The organism is Chryseobacterium sp. SORGH_AS_0447, from assembly GCF_030818695.1.
GTDB lineage: Bacteria > Bacteroidota > Bacteroidia > Flavobacteriales > Weeksellaceae > Chryseobacterium.
The window spans coordinates 3,483,647-3,503,276 of record NZ_JAUTAR010000001.1; the positions used below are offsets into that span (position 1 = coordinate 3,483,647).

The window sequence follows — 19,630 nt, forward strand, 5'->3', positions numbered from 1 at the left end:
CAGAAGCTGCTTCACTAGTGAAGCAGCTTCTGTATTTTAAATCGTAATTAAATTAGAATTTAATCACAGCATTCATTCTTTCGTTTTCTTCCATTACCAATTCGTCGTCCACAAGGATTTTACCGGAATGTTCATCGATGATGATTTTCTTTCTCTGGGCAATTTCCATTTGCTTCTGAGGCGGAATGGTGAAGAAAGATCCTTTCGGAGCCCCTCTTTCAAGGCCTACTACGGCAAGACCGTTTGGAGAGTTGGTTCTGATTCTGTTGTAAGAAGCCAATAACCTTTCGTCGATTTTTGCAGCATATTCTTTAGACTGCTCGATCAGGTATTCTTCTTCTTTCTGCGTTTCAGCAATAAGCCCTTCAAGTTCTTCTTTTTTAAATTTAAGGTGATTCTTCAGATCATTGATTTTTGCATTCAATTCATCTAAAGTTTCGTTTTTGTGAGCAATTTTAGCACCGAATTCCTTAATTCTTTTTTCAGCAAGCTGGATCTCAAGTTCCTGATATTCCATCTCCTTGCTCAATGCTTCAAATTCCTTATTGTTTCGTACGCTGTCCTGCTGAGATTTGTATTTTTCAATTAAAGTCTTTGCATGGTTTATAACTTCATGCTTGGTCTTAATCTGGTCGTCCTGATCTTTAATATCTGCATGAAATTTTTCAGCTCTCTTCTCAAGACCTTCGATTTCAATTTCGAGATCCTCTACTTCGATTGGCAATTCTCCTCTTGTATTTCGGATTTCGTCCAATCTAGAATCAATGATCTGCAAATCGTATAAAGCTCTTAACTTCTCTTCAACTGAAATATCGTTGGTTTTTGCCATATCTTAAATGAAATAATTTACCGGGTTTGTTCTCTCAATAGATTTTGAGATTGCAAAGGTACTAAATTTTTGTGATAAAATTTCAAATAATTGTTGAGTTACAAATTGTTCTGATTCAAAATGCCCGATATCGCAAATCAGCATTTTGGATTCGGCGAGGAAAAAATCATGGTATTTGACATCTCCTGTAAGATAAGCATCACATTTTTTGGAAATTGCAGACCGGATTCCGCTTGCGCCGGAGCCGCCAAGCACCCCAACCCTCTTTATTTTTTTGCTGTTGAAACCGGAATGTCTGATCATCTCCAGCCCGAATTTTTCTTTTACAAATTTGAGAAAATCCCACTCCTCCATTGGCTCCTCCAGATCACCGTACATTCCAAGTCCGGAATACTGGTTGGTATTGTCCAGGCTGTAGATCTGATGTGCCACTTCTTCATAAGGATGGGCGGTTTTCATGGCATTGATAATCTGTCCCTGCTTATAATCTTCAAAAATTACGGAGATCATGTCTTCATCTGCATTTTCCCTTACATTCTGCTGTCCCGAAAAAGGATTCGAGCCTTTCACAGGCCTGAAAGTCCCGTCTCCGTTAATGGTAAAACTGCATTCATCATAGAAGCCGATGTTTCCGGCTCCCGCACTGAAAAGTGCCTCTCTTACTTTAGTGGAATATTCTTTCGGTACAAAAACCGTAAGTTGTTTGAGGTTATTTTTTTTAGGCTGAAGAATTTTCAGATTTTTTAATCCGAGCTGGCTGCAGATTCCCTGATTTACACCGAAGAAATCGTTATCGAAAGCTGTATGTACGGCGTAAATCGCTATTTTGTTTTCGATGGCTTTAATAACTGTTCTTTCTACATAGTTTTTTCCGGTGAGCGATTTTAACCCCGAAAAAATAATCGGATGAAAACATACAATCAGGTTACAGTTCTTCAAGATCGCCTCTTCCACTACATTCTCCAGGGCATCGTGACAAACAAGGATTCCGCTTACATCGCGGTCCCACGAGCCGCATAGTAATCCCACATTGTCGAAATCTTCAGCCTGATTTATTTTGATTCGTTCTTCTATTTTTGAAATAACCGTTCTTAGTTTCATGATGTAAAATTTGTAGTATGGCGAAGATATTAATTTTTTACCGGGTACAATTGTGGTTATGGCAGGTTATTTTTAGCTAAAGAAAACAGACGGATTCAATAATCCCATCGGATTGCAGAAATTCAGGCTGAAAAATTAACAACCGTCTATTCATGAAATTCAACATGAAAATGATTAACTTCGTTATGATAAACAATAATTCAATGGAAAGGGAGCATCAGCTGATTCCCGGAGATCAGCTCTGGAAAAGACATTTATACAGGATCATTTATAGGTCCGATACCAAGCTCGGAAAGCTGTTTGATATTACGCTGCTGATACTGATTCTTGTAAGTACCTCTATCATTATGATGGAAAGCATCCCGAAGCTTGATAAAAGGTTTCATTATACGTTCATTGTTTTGGAATGGATTATTTCCATATTTTTCTCCGCGGAATATTTCTCACGGATCGCTGTTGTTAAAAACAAAGGCTCTTATATTTTCAGCTTTTTCGGAATCATAGATTTCCTGGCCCTCGTGCCATTTTATCTCAGCTTTGTGTTTCCTGTGACCAAGTATTTCCTGATTTTCAGAATGCTGAGAATGCTGAGGGTTTTCCGGGTATTTAATCTCCTGGATTTCATGAATGACGGAACCGTTATTGTACGGGCTCTGCGAAACAGTTCCCGGAAAATATACATCTTCCTTTTGTTCCTGATTATATTCTCGGTGATTGTAGGCTCACTTATGTTTATGGTAGAAGGCGGAAGGCCGGGATTTGAAACCATTCCGCAATCCATTTACTGGGCGGTGGTGACGGTAACCACGGTTGGATATGGTGACGTATCTCCTATTACACCGATGGGAAAATTCTTTGCTGTGGTATTAATGCTCGCCGGTTATTCGATTATTGCTGTGCCTACGGGAATTGTAACGGCAGAAATGCGGAATAAGAGACAGAATCTTGAGAAAGTATGCGAAAGATGCGGAAATGAAGATATTGATGACGATGCAAGGTACTGCAAGCAATGTGGCAAGAAATTAGCTTAGTAAAAAAATATCAGTAATCTATTAATTAAAATACTACGGAATCATGGAACCTAAAAAGAAAAATAAGCCGAATATGCTGGTCGTTGTACTGTTTTCGGCAATTGTATTGATGATTGTTATCTACTTTATCCTTGTCACTTTCTTCCCTGCTGTTTTCTCAGGACTTAATACCGGAGATATCCAGCCGGTTCAAGACAAATAAAAACATTCGGTAACAGTTGATCATTTCGGACTTTATAACTGAAGTTCAATTGCGCCTATTAATCCGGAACTTTTCGAATGTAAAGAAACTAAGGTCCGGTATTATTTAACAATCTGAATATTTTAAGCATAAAAAAGGCGGCCAATTAAAGGCCGCCTTTATATTTTAGTAACCGGAATTACTTTTTAATGGCTTTAATGGTTTGTTTGGAACCGTCTTTCATCAAAAGAGTTACCATATACATTCCCTGCTTCAATTCTCCCAAATGGAGTTCAGAAGAAGGATTATCTATTGTTTTCACCAATCTTCCGGAAGCATCCGAAACAGAAACAGACTTCACCTTAGCAATATCCGAGATATTCAGTACTTCACTAAAAGGGTTCGGGTAAAGTTTGATCGTGTTTTTAGAGTTTGCTTTTACATCAGATGTTCCCAATGTTCCTTTGCTGATGTTGATTGTAAATGCTCCTTCAGGCTCGTCAGTGTAATCGCTGTAGTATCCTACATTTACATAATACGTATTTCCTGTCAAAGTAGGAATAGAAATTATTTCACTACCTCCACTTCCTGCAATATCCATAGAGCCTTCACAAACCAATGACGAACAGTTTCCGCTGAAAACACCGATTTTAGGATCAAAATCACTTCCTGCCGGCATCGTTACAGAAATATTAAATGTATCACCATCTCCTGTGAACTTAAACCAGGTTCCGTCATTCATTCCACTGGTGCTGCATGCTGTTATAAAGCCTCCATTATTGGTTGCTCCGCCACCATCATTCTGCACATAAGTATAAGGGAATGATGTCGCGGTAAGCGCTCCTGAACACTCATCATTTGCCGGAGGAGGAGGATAAGTTCCCACGCAAATATTGAAGCCCTGATTTTCTCCTGCTCCACCATAACTGTATACCCTCACCCAATAGGTTTGGCCCACTGTAAGCCCTGTTACCGTCCCGGAATTGGGATCTGAACACAACATGCTGGATAATGCACCACATCCTCCGCTAAATACTTGAAAATATGTATCCGTACTATTAATAGTTCCGGCAGAAACAACATTTAGAAGAGAGATTTTATGTCTGGTGGCAGTTGCTGTAAATTTATACCATACATCATCGTCCGCTGTTCCATAGCAAGGAGCCGGATCTACATTGGAATCTGTCGCACCCAGGGTATAGCCTGAAGTTACCGTTCCGCAGTTAAGGTCAGGATTTACCGTAAGTGCAACGGCCGCGGCACAATCATCATTAGCCGGTGGTGGTGGCACTGTGGTAAACATTACTTCACTACATCCTGCAGATTCTCCTCCTGAGCCTACAGATGTTACTTTAAGATAATAATTGGTTGAGGCAGCCAACGGAGATGAAGGGGTATAACTGTTGGTTGTAACCGATACCTGGTTCGCTACGTTAGTTCCTCCCAGAGTTGTTCCAATGGAAACTTTATAACTTGTTGCACCGGATACATTTCCCCACGTAATGGTTGGACTTAAAGGTACATAGGTTGAATTATTAGAAGGATAAGTTACAAGAGGACAGGCAGGAACAGGATTCGGAGCAAGACCGTCAAATGTAATGACCGATTTGTAAGCAGCCCTGTTAGCTGTTGTCGGCGGAGAAGCCGGGCTAGGATCGGTATAGTCATTTCTGAACCAAAGTGTCGAATTCTGTGCACCCGGATAAACATACATCGCTTCATCGTAATCATTGTCATCATACCCTGCAGAATTTTCTTCTGCTGCTACCAAAAGATTGGAAACATTGTTATAAGCAAATGGTGTAGGGAAAGTAATGCTGATTACTCCGTTTGCATTCGTTACCGTTCCGGAAAACACCTGCGTAAGCTGAGAAGATGGAATCCAGTCTGAATCTGATACAAAAGACGATTTTGTCGTCATTCCCAAGTAAACTACCCATTGAGAAGAATTGGTGAGCGAAGCTGACGGGTTAAGATAAAATTTAAGTCCCGTAATGTTTCCTGCCGCATTGGCATTGATTTCCTGCTTGGTGAAGATCTGCTGTACATAAGAATACCCATAATAGGTACTTATGGGAGCCACTCCAACATTGGTGCTTCCTGTTCCCAGATTGATCTGAGCGGGAAGACTCATACTTAGAAATAATAAGCATGAAAGTAGAAATTTTGTCATAAACTATATAATATTTGTTGTAATGAGTACTAAATTAATAATAATTATTCAATATATAAATGAATTTTTTGTTTTATTATAAAAAATCGCGACTAATTGATTAGCCGCGATTCATTTACCTATAATTAATATTAAAAATTATTTCTTAATGGTTTTTATGGTTTGCTTAGTACCATCTTTCATTTCTAAAGTTACCAAATACATTCCCTGTTGCAATTCTCCCAAATGAAGCTCAGAAGAAGGAGTACTGATGGTTTTAACCAGTCTTCCTGCAACATCGGTTACCAGAATGTTTTTCACATTGGAAATATCTGAGATATTCAACACGTCGGAGAATGGATTAGGATACACTTTGATATTTTTATCTTTAGAAGCAATCTCAGCAGTGCCTAAAGTTCCTTGTGTTAAACTAAAGTCGTCAACACCCAAATACCAAGGACTGAACGTTGAAGAAACATTTAATCCAAAACTATATGTTCCACTCACAGTCGGCGTAAAGCTAACGGTATATTGCGTGTAAGCAGTGGTTCCCTGAGTTGCAGAAATAAATGTTCCAAGATCTGTGGCACCTGTCATACTCTGAGTGGTATTTACTACTACATTACCTGTAAATCCTATATAACTGGATGTTGTACCATTTGTATTATAGTAGAATGAGAAGGTATATGGCGTGTTTGCTGTCAACTGGAAACGAGGTGTCCACAATTGACTTGGATTCGTTGATCCATATTCAAGCGTCATATAATTTGGAGCAGACTTAGGGGCATTATATGTTGTCGAGGAAGCATTCATGGAAGTCCACGATTTTGTACCCGAATTAACTACCCAGCAAGATGGTGCTATTTGCGAACCTATTGTAGTTAAACTGTCAAAATTCTCAGTCCAAGGCAAACTCGTTATCGAGCTGCTACAAGCAGTGGTAAAGTTTCGAATTGTACAAGATGAAGATACGGTACCTCCTGCATAAGCGTTAACAACATAATAATATTTTGTATTTGCAGCCAATGGAGTCGTGAATGTATAAGAAGTTACATTTCCAAGATCTACATTATTCAGTACATCAGTTCCTCCTGAAGTTGTTCCTACGGTTAACCTATATCCTGCAGCATCCGTCATTGTATTCCATGTAATAGTAGGAGTTGTGGATAATCCCTGAGCAGAGGCTACAGGCGCTGTAACAACAGGACAGAACGAAGTTGTTGTGAAGGAAATAGATCCTGTCCACATACTTTTATCTGTTGAACTACAGTTTGATCTTACCCAAACATAATAGGTAGTTGAAGGTGAAAGCCCTGTGACATTGTAAGAGGTTGCAGCATTCGCACTAACTGTAGGGGTTGTAGTGGACACAGGAGCAGTATTGGTCGTACTATAATAAATATCATATCCATTAGCTGGTGCTGAAGCAGGTGCAGTCCAGCTGATAGTCGCCTGCAATGCAGAAACATTTGATGATGCTAAGCCGGAAACTTCTAAACATGAAGGGATAGGCTCAACGCTAATATCATCAAAACGAATGGATCTGTAAGTTCCACCTCCGGAATGTCTGAAGGCAATATATTGATTTGTTCCTGAAGGAATGTTCACAGCATATTGTGTAAATGTAGTTGTTAGAGCTATAGGGCTACCAATGGCTACAAATGTAGTAGCGTCGTTTGGATCAGACAGTGTACCTACTTCCATTGTATATCCGGAACCACCTGCATTTGCTTTGAAACGAACCCTGTTCGAACCGCTCATTAAATTGGTAGTCAAAGGAGAAACAAGCATACCTCCACCTGTAGATGCAGCATCACTATAAATATAATAACCGTTAGGTGCTGAGGTGTAATATGAGCTTGACACATATCCATATCCTGCCCAACCAGAAGGTTCAAGATACTTCCAACATGTAGGTGCATTGGTATTTGTTGAAGATCCTGTAGAAGTAGTATCAAAATTCTCTGAATATGGTACTTGGAAAGGATTACATGAGGTCGTAAATGTAGATGATCCTACCCACGAACCTTTATCGGTTCCGTTACAGTTTGTTCTTACCCAGAAGTAATATTGAGTAGCAGAAGTTAAACCTGATAAATTCGCTGAAACCACACCTGCAGCAGTTGATCCGGAAGCTGTTGTAGAGTTACCGGGAGCTGTAGATGAGGTACTATAATAATATTCATATCCATTAGCAGGTGGAGAAGAAGGAGCCGTCCACCCAATTGTTGCCGCGGTGGTGGAGACATTTGAGGAAGTCAGTGCTGTTACTACACTTGGGCAATTAGCTACAGTAGTAAAAGATCCTGCTGTCGCATATCCGTTACCTGTACCTGCCAGATTCGGTATATTGGAATATATGGATTGTGCAGATCCGTTTAAAGCTTGTACCTGTACTTGGTAAGTCGTATTTTGCGCTAAACCTGTAAGTGTAGCCGTAGTTGCTGAAACAGGATTTCCGCTGAAATTTGTCCAGTCACAGCTTCCTAAAACTCTGTATTGGATATTGTAAGCCGTTGCGCCGGTAGGAGCCGTCCAGCTCAGGGTTGCCCCATTATTGGTAACTGCTGTAGTAGCAGCAAAAGTTCTTACAGGTAGCTGGGTTCCCGGAGTCCAGGTATATTTTAAGCCTGTTGGGATTTTAACATTAACATTAGTCGTTCCCGAAAAAAGCATGGTGCTTGAATTCGCATTACCGGTTACGGCTTTCGACCAATCACACGTTGTTCCGGCTGGCACATTACCAACCATGAGGTTATTTACGTTTGAAGCATACGTTACAGAATTCCCTCTTATACCTACTTGAGGTGTCGTGCTGCCGGTTGATGCAGTTCCCGGATTTGTATTGTTTCCATAAACAATATTAATTTCCCCTGTTGCATATACTAGATGAATCTGAAAATTTAATTTTTCAGTAGATCTATTATAATAGTTAGCATGATCCTTATACTGAACCACAAATTCAGTTCCCAGATCCTGGTATCTGATTTCAGGAGCAGCGGTTGTATTGGTTGTAGGATCCGTTCCTGCGTCTTGCCCGAAAGCAGAAACAGCACCTAATGTACCGGTATCAAGTGTTGATAATGGTGTATAGGTGTAGTTTAACGGCGCAGCACCAAAAGTTATAAATCCATTCGTACTGATATAACAGGTTGTAACAGTAGTCCCACCAAATGGAAAAGGTGAGCTAAGTGTAATTGCAGAAGAAACAGTATTATCATAGGTTCCTGAAGCAAAAACGGTCCCACCCGTTATAGGAGTATACGTAGTGCCCGTACTCTTTGTAAAAGAATAACCAGCAATGTTAGTCTGTGCAGACAGCCCTACTCCTAAGGACATCATACACGTGAGTAGAAATTTCTTCATTCTAAGTAAATTAAATTAGTACGATAAAATTATTAAATAATATTTAAATAAAACACAATTAAAAACTCAAAAAATTAAATTTTAATTAATTTTAAAACATTTATTTTAATTAAAACATATTATTTTTCACTTAATGTTGAATATATAATAATTTTTACAAAAACATAACATATTGTAAATTAATCAGTTAAATATTTATCACAAATTATTGATTTACAATTGATAAGAATTTCCTAGCACAAAATAACTCAAAAAAAATAGCGGCAAAACTGCCGCTATTTCTATTATTAAAATAATCTATCAAAAAAACTATTTTTTAATGGTTTTAATCATTTGTTTGGAACCATCCTTCATTTCTAAAATTACCAGATATATGCCTTTCTGCAATTCTCCAAGGTGAAGTTGAGCGGAAGGATTTGCTATGGTTTTTACCAATCTTCCTGCAACATCGGCTATAAGGATATTTTTGATATTAGAAACATCAGAAATGTTCAGCACATCGAAGAATGGGTTTGGATAAACCTTAATACCGTTATTTCTTACAGAAGTTTCAGAAGTTGCCAGAGAAGGATTCAGTTGATAAGTAATATCATCTATCAATACGCTGTTGGCAGGGGTCCCGGTATGTCTGAATACAAGCTTATTAACGCCCGCAGGCACTCCTGTAATATCAAGTGAATAATTATCTACAGCAGTCGTACTGGTGGAAGTATAGCTTCCTAATACTACAAAAGTAGAAGTATCAGCTGGATTTGTCAAATAACCGATCTGAACAATTCCTCCAGCAGTAAAGTTAGCTCTTCCTTTAAATTGGAGTGTATAGTTGCCCGATTGTAAATTGGAAAGCTCAGGCGTAGCAGCCATACCGGTAGAAGTACCGAAAGTATAGATATACAAAGCATTTGGAGCACTTACTGCACTACTGGCAGTAACAGTAGCATAGGTTAAATTGGATCCTATACTGGTCCAACATACTGGAAGACTTCCTGTAGCAGTAGTGTCGAAATTCTCATTTAATGTAGTTACAGCAACACATGATGTATTGAAACTAATAGGACTTGACCAAGGACTTGTTGCTGCTGCACTACAAATGGATCTTACCCAAACATAATACATCGTAGCAGGAGCCAGTCCGCTTATTGCCTGTGAATTTCCTGTAATACCCGTTATATTCGGAGCGGTAGTACTGGTAGGTGCTGTACTTGAAGTACTGTAGTACAACTCATATCCGTTACCCGGAGCAGTTGCCGGCGCAGTCCAGGAGATTGTAGCCCCGCTGGAAGTTATGCTGTTTGCCCCCAATGATGTAGGTTCCGCGCAAGCAGGAATTGCTTCTACTACAAAATCATCGATATGGAAATCTACATCAGGTGAAGTAGAGCTCGTACTTGCTACGAAGGCAATTTTAACTGTTCCGCTATATCCGGTAAGATTTACTGTTTCGGTCTGACCCGTGTTTGAATAAGATCCTGCACCGGTATATGTTTTTAAAATATTGGTATTGCTCCAGGTTGTTCCACCATCAGTAGAAATAATCATACGTACCAAATGTGTCCCAAGCGTAGTCTGAGAAGTTGTACCCGAGTAATTTGTAACAGCCATTTTGTATTTTACTCTGTAAACACCTGCGGTATTACCCAGATTAATCGGTTGAGAGATCAGCCAGTCGCCGGTATTGGTTCCATATAAATTGATTTTAACGCCAGCATTGGTTCCCGCATTTCCGAAACCTGTAGCAGACGCCCATTTACTGGCACCATAAGTCAGCGTAGAATTGGCCGCCACAGCCCCTTTAGCTACGCTCCAGCATGTTGGTACAAAAGAAGAGAACGCCTGATTGGCAGTCGGTGCATTTTCCACACCGCAAACGGTAGTGAAAACCCTCTCGCTACAAGTTGCGGAAGGTGTATTTGCTGTATAGCCGCTTACTGAATAATAATATTTTGTCGCCAAGTTCAGCGGAGATGCAAAAGTATAGGAAGTAACATTTCCTAGATCAACATTATTAAGAACATCAGTACCTCCTGCAGTAGTACCAACTCGCAATTTGTAACCGGTTACCCCATTAATTGAGGTCCAAGTTATTGTTGGGGTAGAACTTACATCCAGAGCACCACTAGCAGGAGCCGATACGGTAGGACATAAAGAAGGAGTGGCAAAAGTACCGGAACTTGACCATACACCTTTGTCTGTTGCATTACAGTTTCCTCTAATCCAATAGTAATAAGTAGTACCTGGAGTAAGTCCTGACAGATTAGCTGTAACGATACCGGCACCTGTTGAACTGGAAGGTGTGGTAGTAATAGTAGGAGCAGTAGAAGAAGTACTATAGTAATACTCATACCCGTTGCCTGGAGGCGTAGTTGAAGCAGCCCAGCTGATCGTTGCTGCATCCGGGGTAACTGCAGATGAAGTAAGGCCCGTAACTGTGCTGGCACAGTTGAGTGATGTTGTAAAAGATCCAGCCGTCACATATCCGTTACCTGTACCTGCTAGATTCGGTATATTGGAATATATAGATTGTACAGATCCGTTTAAAGCTTGTACCTGTACTTGATAAGTCGTATTTTGCGCTAAACCTGTAAGTGTAGCCGTAGTTGCTGAAACAGGATTTCCGCTGAAATTTGTCCAGTCACAGCTTCCTAGAACTCTGTATTGGATATTGTAAGCTGTTGCGCCGGTAGGAGCCGTCCAGCTCAGGGTTGCAGCATTATTGGTAACTGCTGTAGTAGCAGCAAAAGTTCTTACGGGTAGCTGAGTCCCTGGAGTCCAAGTATATTTTAAGCCTGTTGGGATTTTAACGTTAGCATTGGTAGTTCCTGAAAAAAGCATGGTGCTTGAATTCGCATTACCGGTTACGGCTTTAGACCAATCACATGTTGTTCCAGCTGGTACATTACCTACCATCAGGTTATTTACGTTTGAAGCATACGTTACAGAATTCCCTCTTATACCAACCTGGGGTGTTGATCCGGAAGTTGAAGTTCCTGGATTTGTATTGTTTCCATAAATAATATTAATTTCCCCTGTTGCATATACTAGATGAATCTGAAAATTTAACTTTTCAGTAGATCTGTTAAAATAATTAGCATGATCCTTATACTGAATTACAAATTCAGTTCCGAGATCCTGGTATCTGATTTCAGGAGCGGCGGTTGTATTGGTTGTAGGATCGGTTCCTGCGTCTTGCCCGAAAGCAGCAACAGCACCTAATGTACCGGTATCAAGCGTTGACAATGGTGTATAGTTTGTCGTTGACGGAGCAGCACCAAAAGTTATGAATCCATTCGTGCTGATATAACAGGTTGTAACAGTAGTCTCACCAAAAGGAAAAGGTGAACTCAGAGTAATTGCAGAAGAAACAGTATTATCATAGGTTCCTGAAGCAAAAACGGTCCCACCCGTTATAGGAGTATACGTAGCGCCCGTACTCTTGGCAAAAGAATAACCGGCGATGTTAGTCTGTGCAGAAAGCCCTACGCCCAAGGCCATCACACCGGTGAGTAAAAATTTTTTCATTATATAGCAAATTAAAATTAGGGCTGCTAAGATATAAATAAACCATAAGTAATTCACTAAACCTTTACTTATTTTATTAATTCACTAAACAAAGAAGAATATCAAGAGTAGAAAGATAAACAAACATTTAATTTTATTATCAAAATAACAACTTAAATAAATAATATAAAATACTGAAGCACAGTATTTTAAAATTACACATATATTAGCAAATTACTCTATTACTACATTTTTAAAAAATTATGCATCGCATTATTTTTCTTTACATAATTAAATAAAAAATAGTGGCAATTTTTAGCCACTATTTAGATTTATGTTTAAAAATTAAAGTAAAATCGCTTTTTAATTTAAATAAAACTCATATTTATTCAACAATTGAATTTCCTTGATCAACTCACCACTCAGATTGACGGAATGCTTCATCGACTGTACTTCAAGGTGCTCCACTTTTGAATCCTCCTCGACATTTTTAATGTAAAATTTCAGCTTCTGATTTCCTTGATTTTTCTCAAGCACATTTCTGAAAAAATGCAGATCTTCGGGACGGAAATCCATCACGTCCATCACCAGCGAGATGCTTTTCGCGAACCGTTCAAATGCTTCCTGAAGCTCAATAACCTCATTTACATTCACGAACACCCGGCCGTCCTTCACCTGGGCAAATTTAATTTTAAAAATAACGAACCGCTGAACTTCGAGCTTTTCTTTCAGTTTCATATAATCCCGGTCCCCTAAACGGAAAGAATACGATCCTGAATAATCTTCCAGGGTGACAAAAGCCACTTTCTCACCGCTTCTGAATCCGTCCTGTACACGGTATTCGGTAATAAGTCCGGCTACGGTATACTCTTTTCCTGCACCTCCGTTTTCTCTTTCTTTCTGCAAGGTTTTCCAGTCTTTTTTCTTTTCTTCAAACAGTTCTTCCTGCTTATTGGCAAAAGCCTGCTCTTTGTAGGCATCCACCTCATCAAGATTCAGAAAATGGAAAACCCCTTTCGGTTCTGCTTTTTTGGTGATTTCTTCTATAATTTCCTCTTCGCCGGTAAGCAGTTCGTCGGAAACGATTTCCACGAGGCTGGCAACATCTTCAGGCGCTTCCTGCTCCAGAATCGGAACCTCATCTACCACCAACTTTACTTCTTCATCTTTTTCCAAGACCGCTTTTTTGGAAAGCTGCCCCTGCATAAACTGGAACTGATATTTAAATTCATCCAGCGGGTGCGCAGAGAGGTAGAAGCCTATGGTTTCTTTTTCTTTATTCAGCTTATGCATGTTTGGCCATTCCGGGCACGGCGCAAGCTTGGGCTGTTCAATCTGGACTTCCTCGGCAAAATCTGCAAACAGGGAAAATTCCATTTCGTTCTTGCTTTCCTGGAAGCTCTGTCCGTAGCGGATCAGCCGTTCCAGGTTAGTTTTTCCTGCCATATCAATATCGAAATATTGTCCGCGGTGGAATGAATCCAATTCATCGAAAGCTCCGGCAAGCACCAAACTTTCCGCTACCCTCTTGTTCATCTGGGAAGGCACGATTCTCTCGAAAAAATCATAAATATTTTTAAATCTTCCATTCGTCCTTTCCTTGGTGATCGCCTCACTCGGCCCCTCCCCGATTCCTTTGATGGCTCCGAGACCGAAGCGGATCTGCCCTTTCTCGTTTACTGAAAATTTATACTGCGATTCATTTACGTCCGGCCCCAATACATCAACCCCCATACTCTTACAATCTTCCATGAACATGGTAATCGATTCGGTATTGTTAATGTTGTTGCTCATCACACTCGCCATGTACTCTGCCGGATAATTGGCTTTAAGAAAAGCCGTCTGGTAAGCAACAAAGGCATAACAGGTGGAGTGGGATTTGTTGAAAGCGTATTCGGCAAAAGCCTTCCAGTCGTTCCAGATCTTTTCCAGACGGGTCTCGTCCAGATTGTTCTTTCTTCCGCCCTCAATAAATTTAGGGTACATTTTATTCAGAACGTCGATCTGCTTTTTACCCATGGCTTTTCTCAGCGTATCGGCTTCACCTTTTGTAAAGTTGGCCAGCTTCTGAGACAGCAGCATTACCTGCTCCTGATATACGGTAATTCCGTAAGTTTCCTTTAAATATTCTTCAGTTTCCGGTAAATCGTAAACAATTTCTTCAATCCCATGCTTCCGGTTGATGAAATTCGGGATATATTTAATAGGCCCTGGACGGTATAAGGCGTTCATGGCGATAAGGTCGGCAAAAACCGTCGGTTTCAGTTCCCTCATATACTTTTGCATCCCGGGACTTTCGTACTGGAAAATCCCGATCGTTCTTCCTTCTTTAAACAGCTGATAAGTTTTGGTATCATCCAGAGGAATCTCATCAGGGTCGATATCTACCCCATGTCTTTCTTTTACCAGCTTCAAAGCATCTTTAATGATAGTCAGTGTTCTGAGCCCCAGGAAGTCCATTTTCAGAAGGCCGGCACTTTCTGCCACCGAGTTATCGAACTGAGAGACCAAAATATCGGCATCTTTTGCCGCAATGGTTACAGGCACCAGGTTACTTACATCTTCAGGCGTAATTATAACCCCACATGCGTGAATCCCGGTATTCCGGATACAGCCTTCCATCTTTTTCGCACTGGCCAAAACACTGTGCCGCGGATCGGAAGAACTGTCGAGCACCAGCCTCATCTCATCAACAAGCATCTGGTCTTCCGGTCTTAATTTATCATATTTAGACAAAGCCTTCGCGATATTCATTCCGGGAACGGAAGGAATAAGCTTGGCAATGTTGTTGGTATCGGGAATCGGGAGATCCAAGACCCTTCCGGCATCTTTAATGGCCGATTTACCCCCCAGAACAGAGTAGGTAATGATCTGCGCCACCTGATTCTGACCGTATTTATCGATTACCCATTTGATAATCCTGTCACGGCCTTCGTCATCGAAATCGATATCGATATCCGGCATCGAAACCCTTTCCGGATTCAGGAACCTTTCAAAAAGGAGATCGTATTTAATCGGGTCCACATTCGTAATTCCGATACAGTAAGCCACCGCAGAACCTGCTGCAGAACCCCTGCCCGGTCCTACCCAGACACCCATATTCCGGGCTTCGTTACAGAAATCCTGTACGATCAGGAAGTAGCCGGGATATCCCGTGTTGGCAATAACCTCAAGTTCGAAATCGAGACGCTCTTTAATTTCGTCGGTGATTTCAGCATATCGTTTTTTTGCACCTTCATAAGTTAAATAGGTAAGATAAGCCATCTCTCCTCTTTTTCCGCCGTCAACATCATCTTCCGGATGAATGAATTCCTGTGGAATATCGAACTTCGGAAGTAAAACGTCGCGCTTTAGGGTATAAGGTTTAAATTTGGCAAAAAACTCCTCATAAGCATCGAAAGCATCCGGATAAGCCAGAAAAGCCTCTTTTATCTCATCGGAATTTTTGATGTAATATTCTTCCGTTGCAAGCCCCCTTCTTTTTCCAAAACCTTTTCCTACCGGAGTCGAAAGCTTTTCACCGTCTTTGATACAGCTTACGATATCCTGAATATTCGAGTCGTCTTTATTGGTATAAAACGTTTCGTTCTGGGCTAAGATCTTAACGTTGTACTTATCGGCAAAATGCAGCAATACATCATTCAAGTGCTCTTCTTCAGGCAGCTTGTGATTCTGAAGCTGAACGTAGAAATCATCTCCGAAGGTATCCTTCCACCAATTTGAAAAGCTCCTCACCTTTCTGTTCTCCGGTATTTAAGATCGCATCAGGAATATCTCCGTGGATCCCGGAAGTCAGCGCAATAATTCCTTCTTTATACTGCGCGATAAGGTCACGGCTCACCCTCGGCACCCCGAAATAGAAACCTTTCAGGAAACCGATACTGGAAAGCTTCGCTAAGTTTTTATACCCGTTAAAATCTTTCGCAAGAAGAACAACCTGTGTTCTCCTATCCGGATCATCTTTGGTAAACTGCTTCTGCTCGTAACGGTCTGAAATGTAAAATTCGCAGCCCACCACGGGGATCAACGGTTCTGAAACCGGCTCGGGATCGTTGAATTCCGTTCCGTTTTCTTCCGCTTCCTGTTTTTTGGCTAAATATTCCTTATGTTTTTTTGCGCGGTCGCCATTTGCCCCTTCCACGGCAGAAACAAATTTAAATGCTCCCATCATATTTCCAAGGTCCACCATACCGACGGCCGGGAAATTATTATCGGTTGCTTTTTTAATTAAATCGTTAATGCTTGAAGTAGCGGTAAGGGTAGAGAAAACACTGTGGTTATCGAAATTGAAATATTTCCCCAGATCGATCTCATCAATGCTTCCGAAATCCTGCTGCTTCTTTTTATTGTTGAAATCCGCAACCTGCCTTCTGATGACAATATTGAAGGGTTTGATCGGATCCGGATGCAGTGTTTTGAAATAGGTCAGCTGATCCTCGGAAACCTTTAATATTTCGGCAGGAATAATCCCGATCCTCATCATTTCAAAGAACACCTGCGCCGTCGCATTTACGTCGGCTGCCGCGTTGTGGGCTTCGTCAAACTTATGCCCGTACAGTTTTTCGTAGAGCTCCTCCAGCTTCGGAGATTTGTATCTGCCGCCTTTTCCTCCGCCAAGCTTGCAGAAATCGGTTCCCAGAAGCATCGTATCTGCTTTCGGCTTTTCCTGGAGATTGTCTTTTATATTTTTCCTGTAAAATTCGGCACCGACAATATTGTAATCGAATTCAACATTGTGTCCGGAAACTACTCTTACCTTTTCAAGTACTTTAGAAAATTCGTGCAGTATTTCTTCAAGATCACGCCCCTCGTCGTTGGCGATTTTTGTTGTGATCCCGTGAATTCGCGCCGCGTTGAAGGGAATATCATATCCTTCCGGCTTTATAATATAATCCTGATTTTCTATTAACGTCCCGTTATCATCATGCAACTGCCATGCAATCTGAACCATTCTTGGCCAGTTGTCTGAGTCTGAAAGCGGAGCGTTGAAATTCTTTGGTAAACCTGTGGTTTCTGTATCAAAAACTAAATACATGTATTATTTCAGCTTTTATTTAAAAAGAGAATGTAAAGTTACTTCATTTTTTTGACGTTACAGACAAAATTCACTTGTTTTTAAGGGTTTTGGAATCTCCATTTTAAGTATTGGTAAAAGCATCAGCTGACACATAAGATCAGCTTTTAAAATTAATAAAGAAATCATTAAGATTAATTAAAATTTAATTAAGATCTGTGGTATACAGCCTGTTTCGTTATCGATAATTCTGAATCTTCTCTACATTTGTAATGAAATATCTACATAATCGCTAACGGCATGAAAAAACATCTAATTCTGGCAGGTACCTTGTTCTGCCTTTCCATGTATGCACAAAAAGGCAACGAGAATTTAAGAAGAGAATTTGAAAAGCAGAAAGTAGAAAATGAAAAAAAGTTTGATGCTTATGCTGCAAAAGTTTACGGTAAAAACCCGGACAATACAACACAGAAAAAAATAGATTCGTTAAAATCCCGTCTTGGCGGCTTTCACTTTGATATTCCTTATTTTCTTCAGGAACAGGATACCCGCCAGCTGATGAATTCCAATTCGGACCAGCTCAACACGGCCGGGAATGTTTCAGGACTTGCCGGCTCTTTTAACGGAGAAAATATTAAATACACCATCTTCGACGGTGGGAGGATCTACGAAGCCCATACGGCATTCAATAATGCACCAGGAAGGGTTACGAACAAGGAAGACAGCTCGCAAAGCTACTCTGATCATTCTACGGGAGTCGGGAGTTTTGTAGGTGGAAAAAGTGTGCCTCTATCCAACAGCAGCGGAGTCTCGGTAGGAAATGCCAAGGGAGTCGCCAGCAGCTCTACCATGGACAGTTATATGTTCAGTACCACTACCCTGCCGGGCGATACTTCAACCAGCACGGTCTATCAGAAAATACAGACCTCCCAACCCAATATCTCGAACCACTCGTACGGAATTAATGCCGGCTGGAATGAAAATTACGACAGCAATGGAAATATTTCTTCGTACGTCTACAACGGTTCCAAAAGCGGAGGCTCTTTTTATGATTTTCAAGGGACCTACGATTCAAACGATTACAATTATGATGCGCTGGTATACACCAATCCTTCATTTATTATCGTAAAATCTGCCGGAAATTATTTCGGAATGGGGCCTAACGGAACAGGCTCTACTGCTCCTAAATATTATAAAACGTCCAGCGGGCAAACTGCCTTCAGTTCCAGTGATACACTCCCAGCCAATAACTGCTCCCTTGGCTATGACTGTATCGGTCCCGGATCACTGGCAAAAAATATTATTGTAGTGGGCGCTACGGATATCATCAGTACCAATAATTACCGTTATACAGCATCTTCCGATGTGGTGCATTCGGACTACAGCAGTGCAGGCCCGCGGGATGACGGCGGTATAAAGCCGGATATTTCTACGGTAGGAACTGATGTTCTGTATGCTTCAAGTTCTGCCACCGGGAGCAGCGCCTGGGCACAGGGAAGCGGAACCTCCTTTTCTGCACCGGTGGTGACAGGAATTATCGGACTCTGGACTCAGATTTACAAGCAGCTGTTCAATAATGCCTTGCTGAATGCCGCTTCTGCAAAAGTTCTTACCGTCCATTCAGCATCTGAAGCAGGAAATATAGGACCGGACCCGTTGTTTGGATGGGGTTTTATTAACGCGAAAAAAGGAGCAGAATTATTGGTAGGAAAAGCAAACAATACAGTCGTTTTTAACAATGAAACACTCATCAGCGGGGTTAAAAACAATAAAATTATTACGGCAACCGGCAGTGAACCGCTAAAGGTGACCGTTAGCTGGACTGACCCTGAATACACTCCCAATTATCAGTATGTCTCAGACGTTTATAACAACAGAACTTCAAAGCTGATCAACGATCTCGATATAAGAATCATTGACACGACGAACAATACGATATATTATCCCTGGAAGCTCAATGCCACCAGCCCGATGACGCCTGCAACCAAAGCAGACAACACCGTGGATAATGTAGAACAGGTAGTACTCGACAACCCGGTAGCGGGAAGAATCTACCGGGTGGAAGTCGGCAACAAAGGAACATTGGTTGATGACTCCGGGAATCCTGCACCGCAAAATTATTCGATCATGGTGACAGGCCTGACGCAGCAGTCTGTTTTAGGAACCGGTGAAGTAGTAAAAGACAACGGCATCATCATCGCGCCAACCATCACCAAAGACTATGTGAAAGTACTGAAAGCTCCTGCCCGATCTGCATTTACCGTGTATGACCTGTCCGGTAAAAAACTGCAGACCGGCACGGTAAAAGGCAGCGAGGAAAGCATCGATCTTTCTTCTTACGTTAAAGGAATATACATCATCGAAGTGAAAACCGGCAGCAATATCATTTCCAAGAAAGTAATTAAAGAATAGATAATTAATCACTTACAGCTTTACAATCCATAAAACACTAACGACT

At 40.9% G+C, this 19,630-nt stretch carries 8 protein-coding genes and 1 pseudogene; 3 read left to right on the top strand and 6 right to left on the bottom strand.

The annotated features are described in order from the left end of the window. Nucleotides 1–52: 52 nt before the first annotated feature. Nucleotides 53–829: a zinc ribbon domain-containing protein gene (locus QE422_RS15860; protein ID WP_307460479.1), complete on the bottom strand. Its 777-nt coding sequence runs from the start codon at nt 827–829 to the stop codon at nt 53–55. Nucleotides 830–832: 3 nt separating this feature from the next. Next, nucleotides 833–1,930 (bottom strand): Nif3-like dinuclear metal center hexameric protein, encoded by a 1,098-nt coding sequence (locus QE422_RS15865; protein ID WP_307460481.1) that lies wholly within the window; start codon nt 1,928–1,930, stop codon nt 833–835. Nucleotides 1,931–2,133: 203 nt separating this feature from the next. Between QE422_RS15865 and QE422_RS15870 the strand changes: the two genes are divergently transcribed. Next, the gene (locus QE422_RS15870; RefSeq protein WP_307460484.1) at nt 2,134–2,961 is read left to right on the top strand and encodes an ion transporter; all 828 of its coding nucleotides are present in this window, start codon (nt 2,134–2,136) and stop codon (nt 2,959–2,961) included. Between the two features lie 43 nt (nt 2,962–3,004). Next, complete coding sequence (locus QE422_RS15875) at nt 3,005–3,163, top strand: hypothetical protein (RefSeq protein WP_307460487.1); 159 nt, start codon at nt 3,005–3,007, stop codon at nt 3,161–3,163. Nucleotides 3,164–3,341: 178 nt separating this feature from the next. On the opposite strand, the gene QE422_RS15880 is transcribed toward QE422_RS15875, so the two are convergent. From QE422_RS15880 to dnaE, 4 genes and pseudogenes are all read right to left on the bottom strand, one after another. Further along, nucleotides 3,342–5,315: a T9SS type A sorting domain-containing protein gene (locus tag QE422_RS15880; protein WP_307460490.1), complete on the bottom strand. Its 1,974-nt coding sequence runs from the start codon at nt 5,313–5,315 to the stop codon at nt 3,342–3,344. A gap of 138 nt (nt 5,316–5,453) precedes the next feature. Next, a complete protein-coding gene (locus QE422_RS15885) occupies nt 5,454–8,660 on the bottom strand; it encodes a fibronectin type III domain-containing protein (protein WP_307460491.1) in 3,207 nt (1,068 codons plus the stop codon). A 309-nt stretch (nt 8,661–8,969) separates the two neighbouring features. Further along, on the bottom strand, nt 8,970–12,179 hold the full coding sequence (locus QE422_RS15890; protein WP_307460493.1) for a fibronectin type III domain-containing protein: 3,210 nt from the start codon (nt 12,177–12,179) through the stop codon (nt 8,970–8,972). A gap of 342 nt (nt 12,180–12,521) precedes the next feature. Then, nucleotides 12,522–17,193: pseudogene (gene dnaE, locus QE422_RS15895) on the bottom strand (DNA polymerase III subunit alpha). A 279-nt stretch (nt 17,194–17,472) separates the two neighbouring features. Between dnaE and QE422_RS15900 the strand changes: the two are divergent. After that, entirely contained in the window at nt 17,473–19,584 is a 2,112-nt protein-coding gene (locus tag QE422_RS15900) for a S8 family peptidase (RefSeq protein ID WP_307460496.1), read from the top strand. Nucleotides 19,585–19,630 lie beyond the last annotated feature (46 nt).

What these genes read in the sequence shown, in the direction of transcription:
- QE422_RS15860 (WP_307460479.1), bottom strand. Translation starts at nt 829, where the DNA reads ATGGCAAAAACCAACGATATTTCAGTTGAAGAGAAGTTAAGAGCTTTA.
- QE422_RS15865 (WP_307460481.1), bottom strand. Translation starts at nt 1,930, where the DNA reads ATGAAACTAAGAACGGTTATTTCAAAAATAGAAGAACGAATCAAAATA.
- QE422_RS15870 (WP_307460484.1), top strand. Translation starts at nt 2,134, where the DNA reads ATGGAAAGGGAGCATCAGCTGATTCCCGGAGATCAGCTCTGGAAAAGA.
- QE422_RS15875 (WP_307460487.1), top strand. Translation starts at nt 3,005, where the DNA reads ATGGAACCTAAAAAGAAAAATAAGCCGAATATGCTGGTCGTTGTACTG.
- QE422_RS15880 (WP_307460490.1), bottom strand. Translation starts at nt 5,315, where the DNA reads ATGACAAAATTTCTACTTTCATGCTTATTATTTCTAAGTATGAGTCTT.
- QE422_RS15885 (WP_307460491.1), bottom strand. Translation starts at nt 8,660, where the DNA reads ATGAAGAAATTTCTACTCACGTGTATGATGTCCTTAGGAGTAGGGCTG.
- QE422_RS15890 (WP_307460493.1), bottom strand. Translation starts at nt 12,179, where the DNA reads ATGAAAAAATTTTTACTCACCGGTGTGATGGCCTTGGGCGTAGGGCTT.
- QE422_RS15900 (WP_307460496.1), top strand. Translation starts at nt 17,473, where the DNA reads ATGAAAAAACATCTAATTCTGGCAGGTACCTTGTTCTGCCTTTCCATG.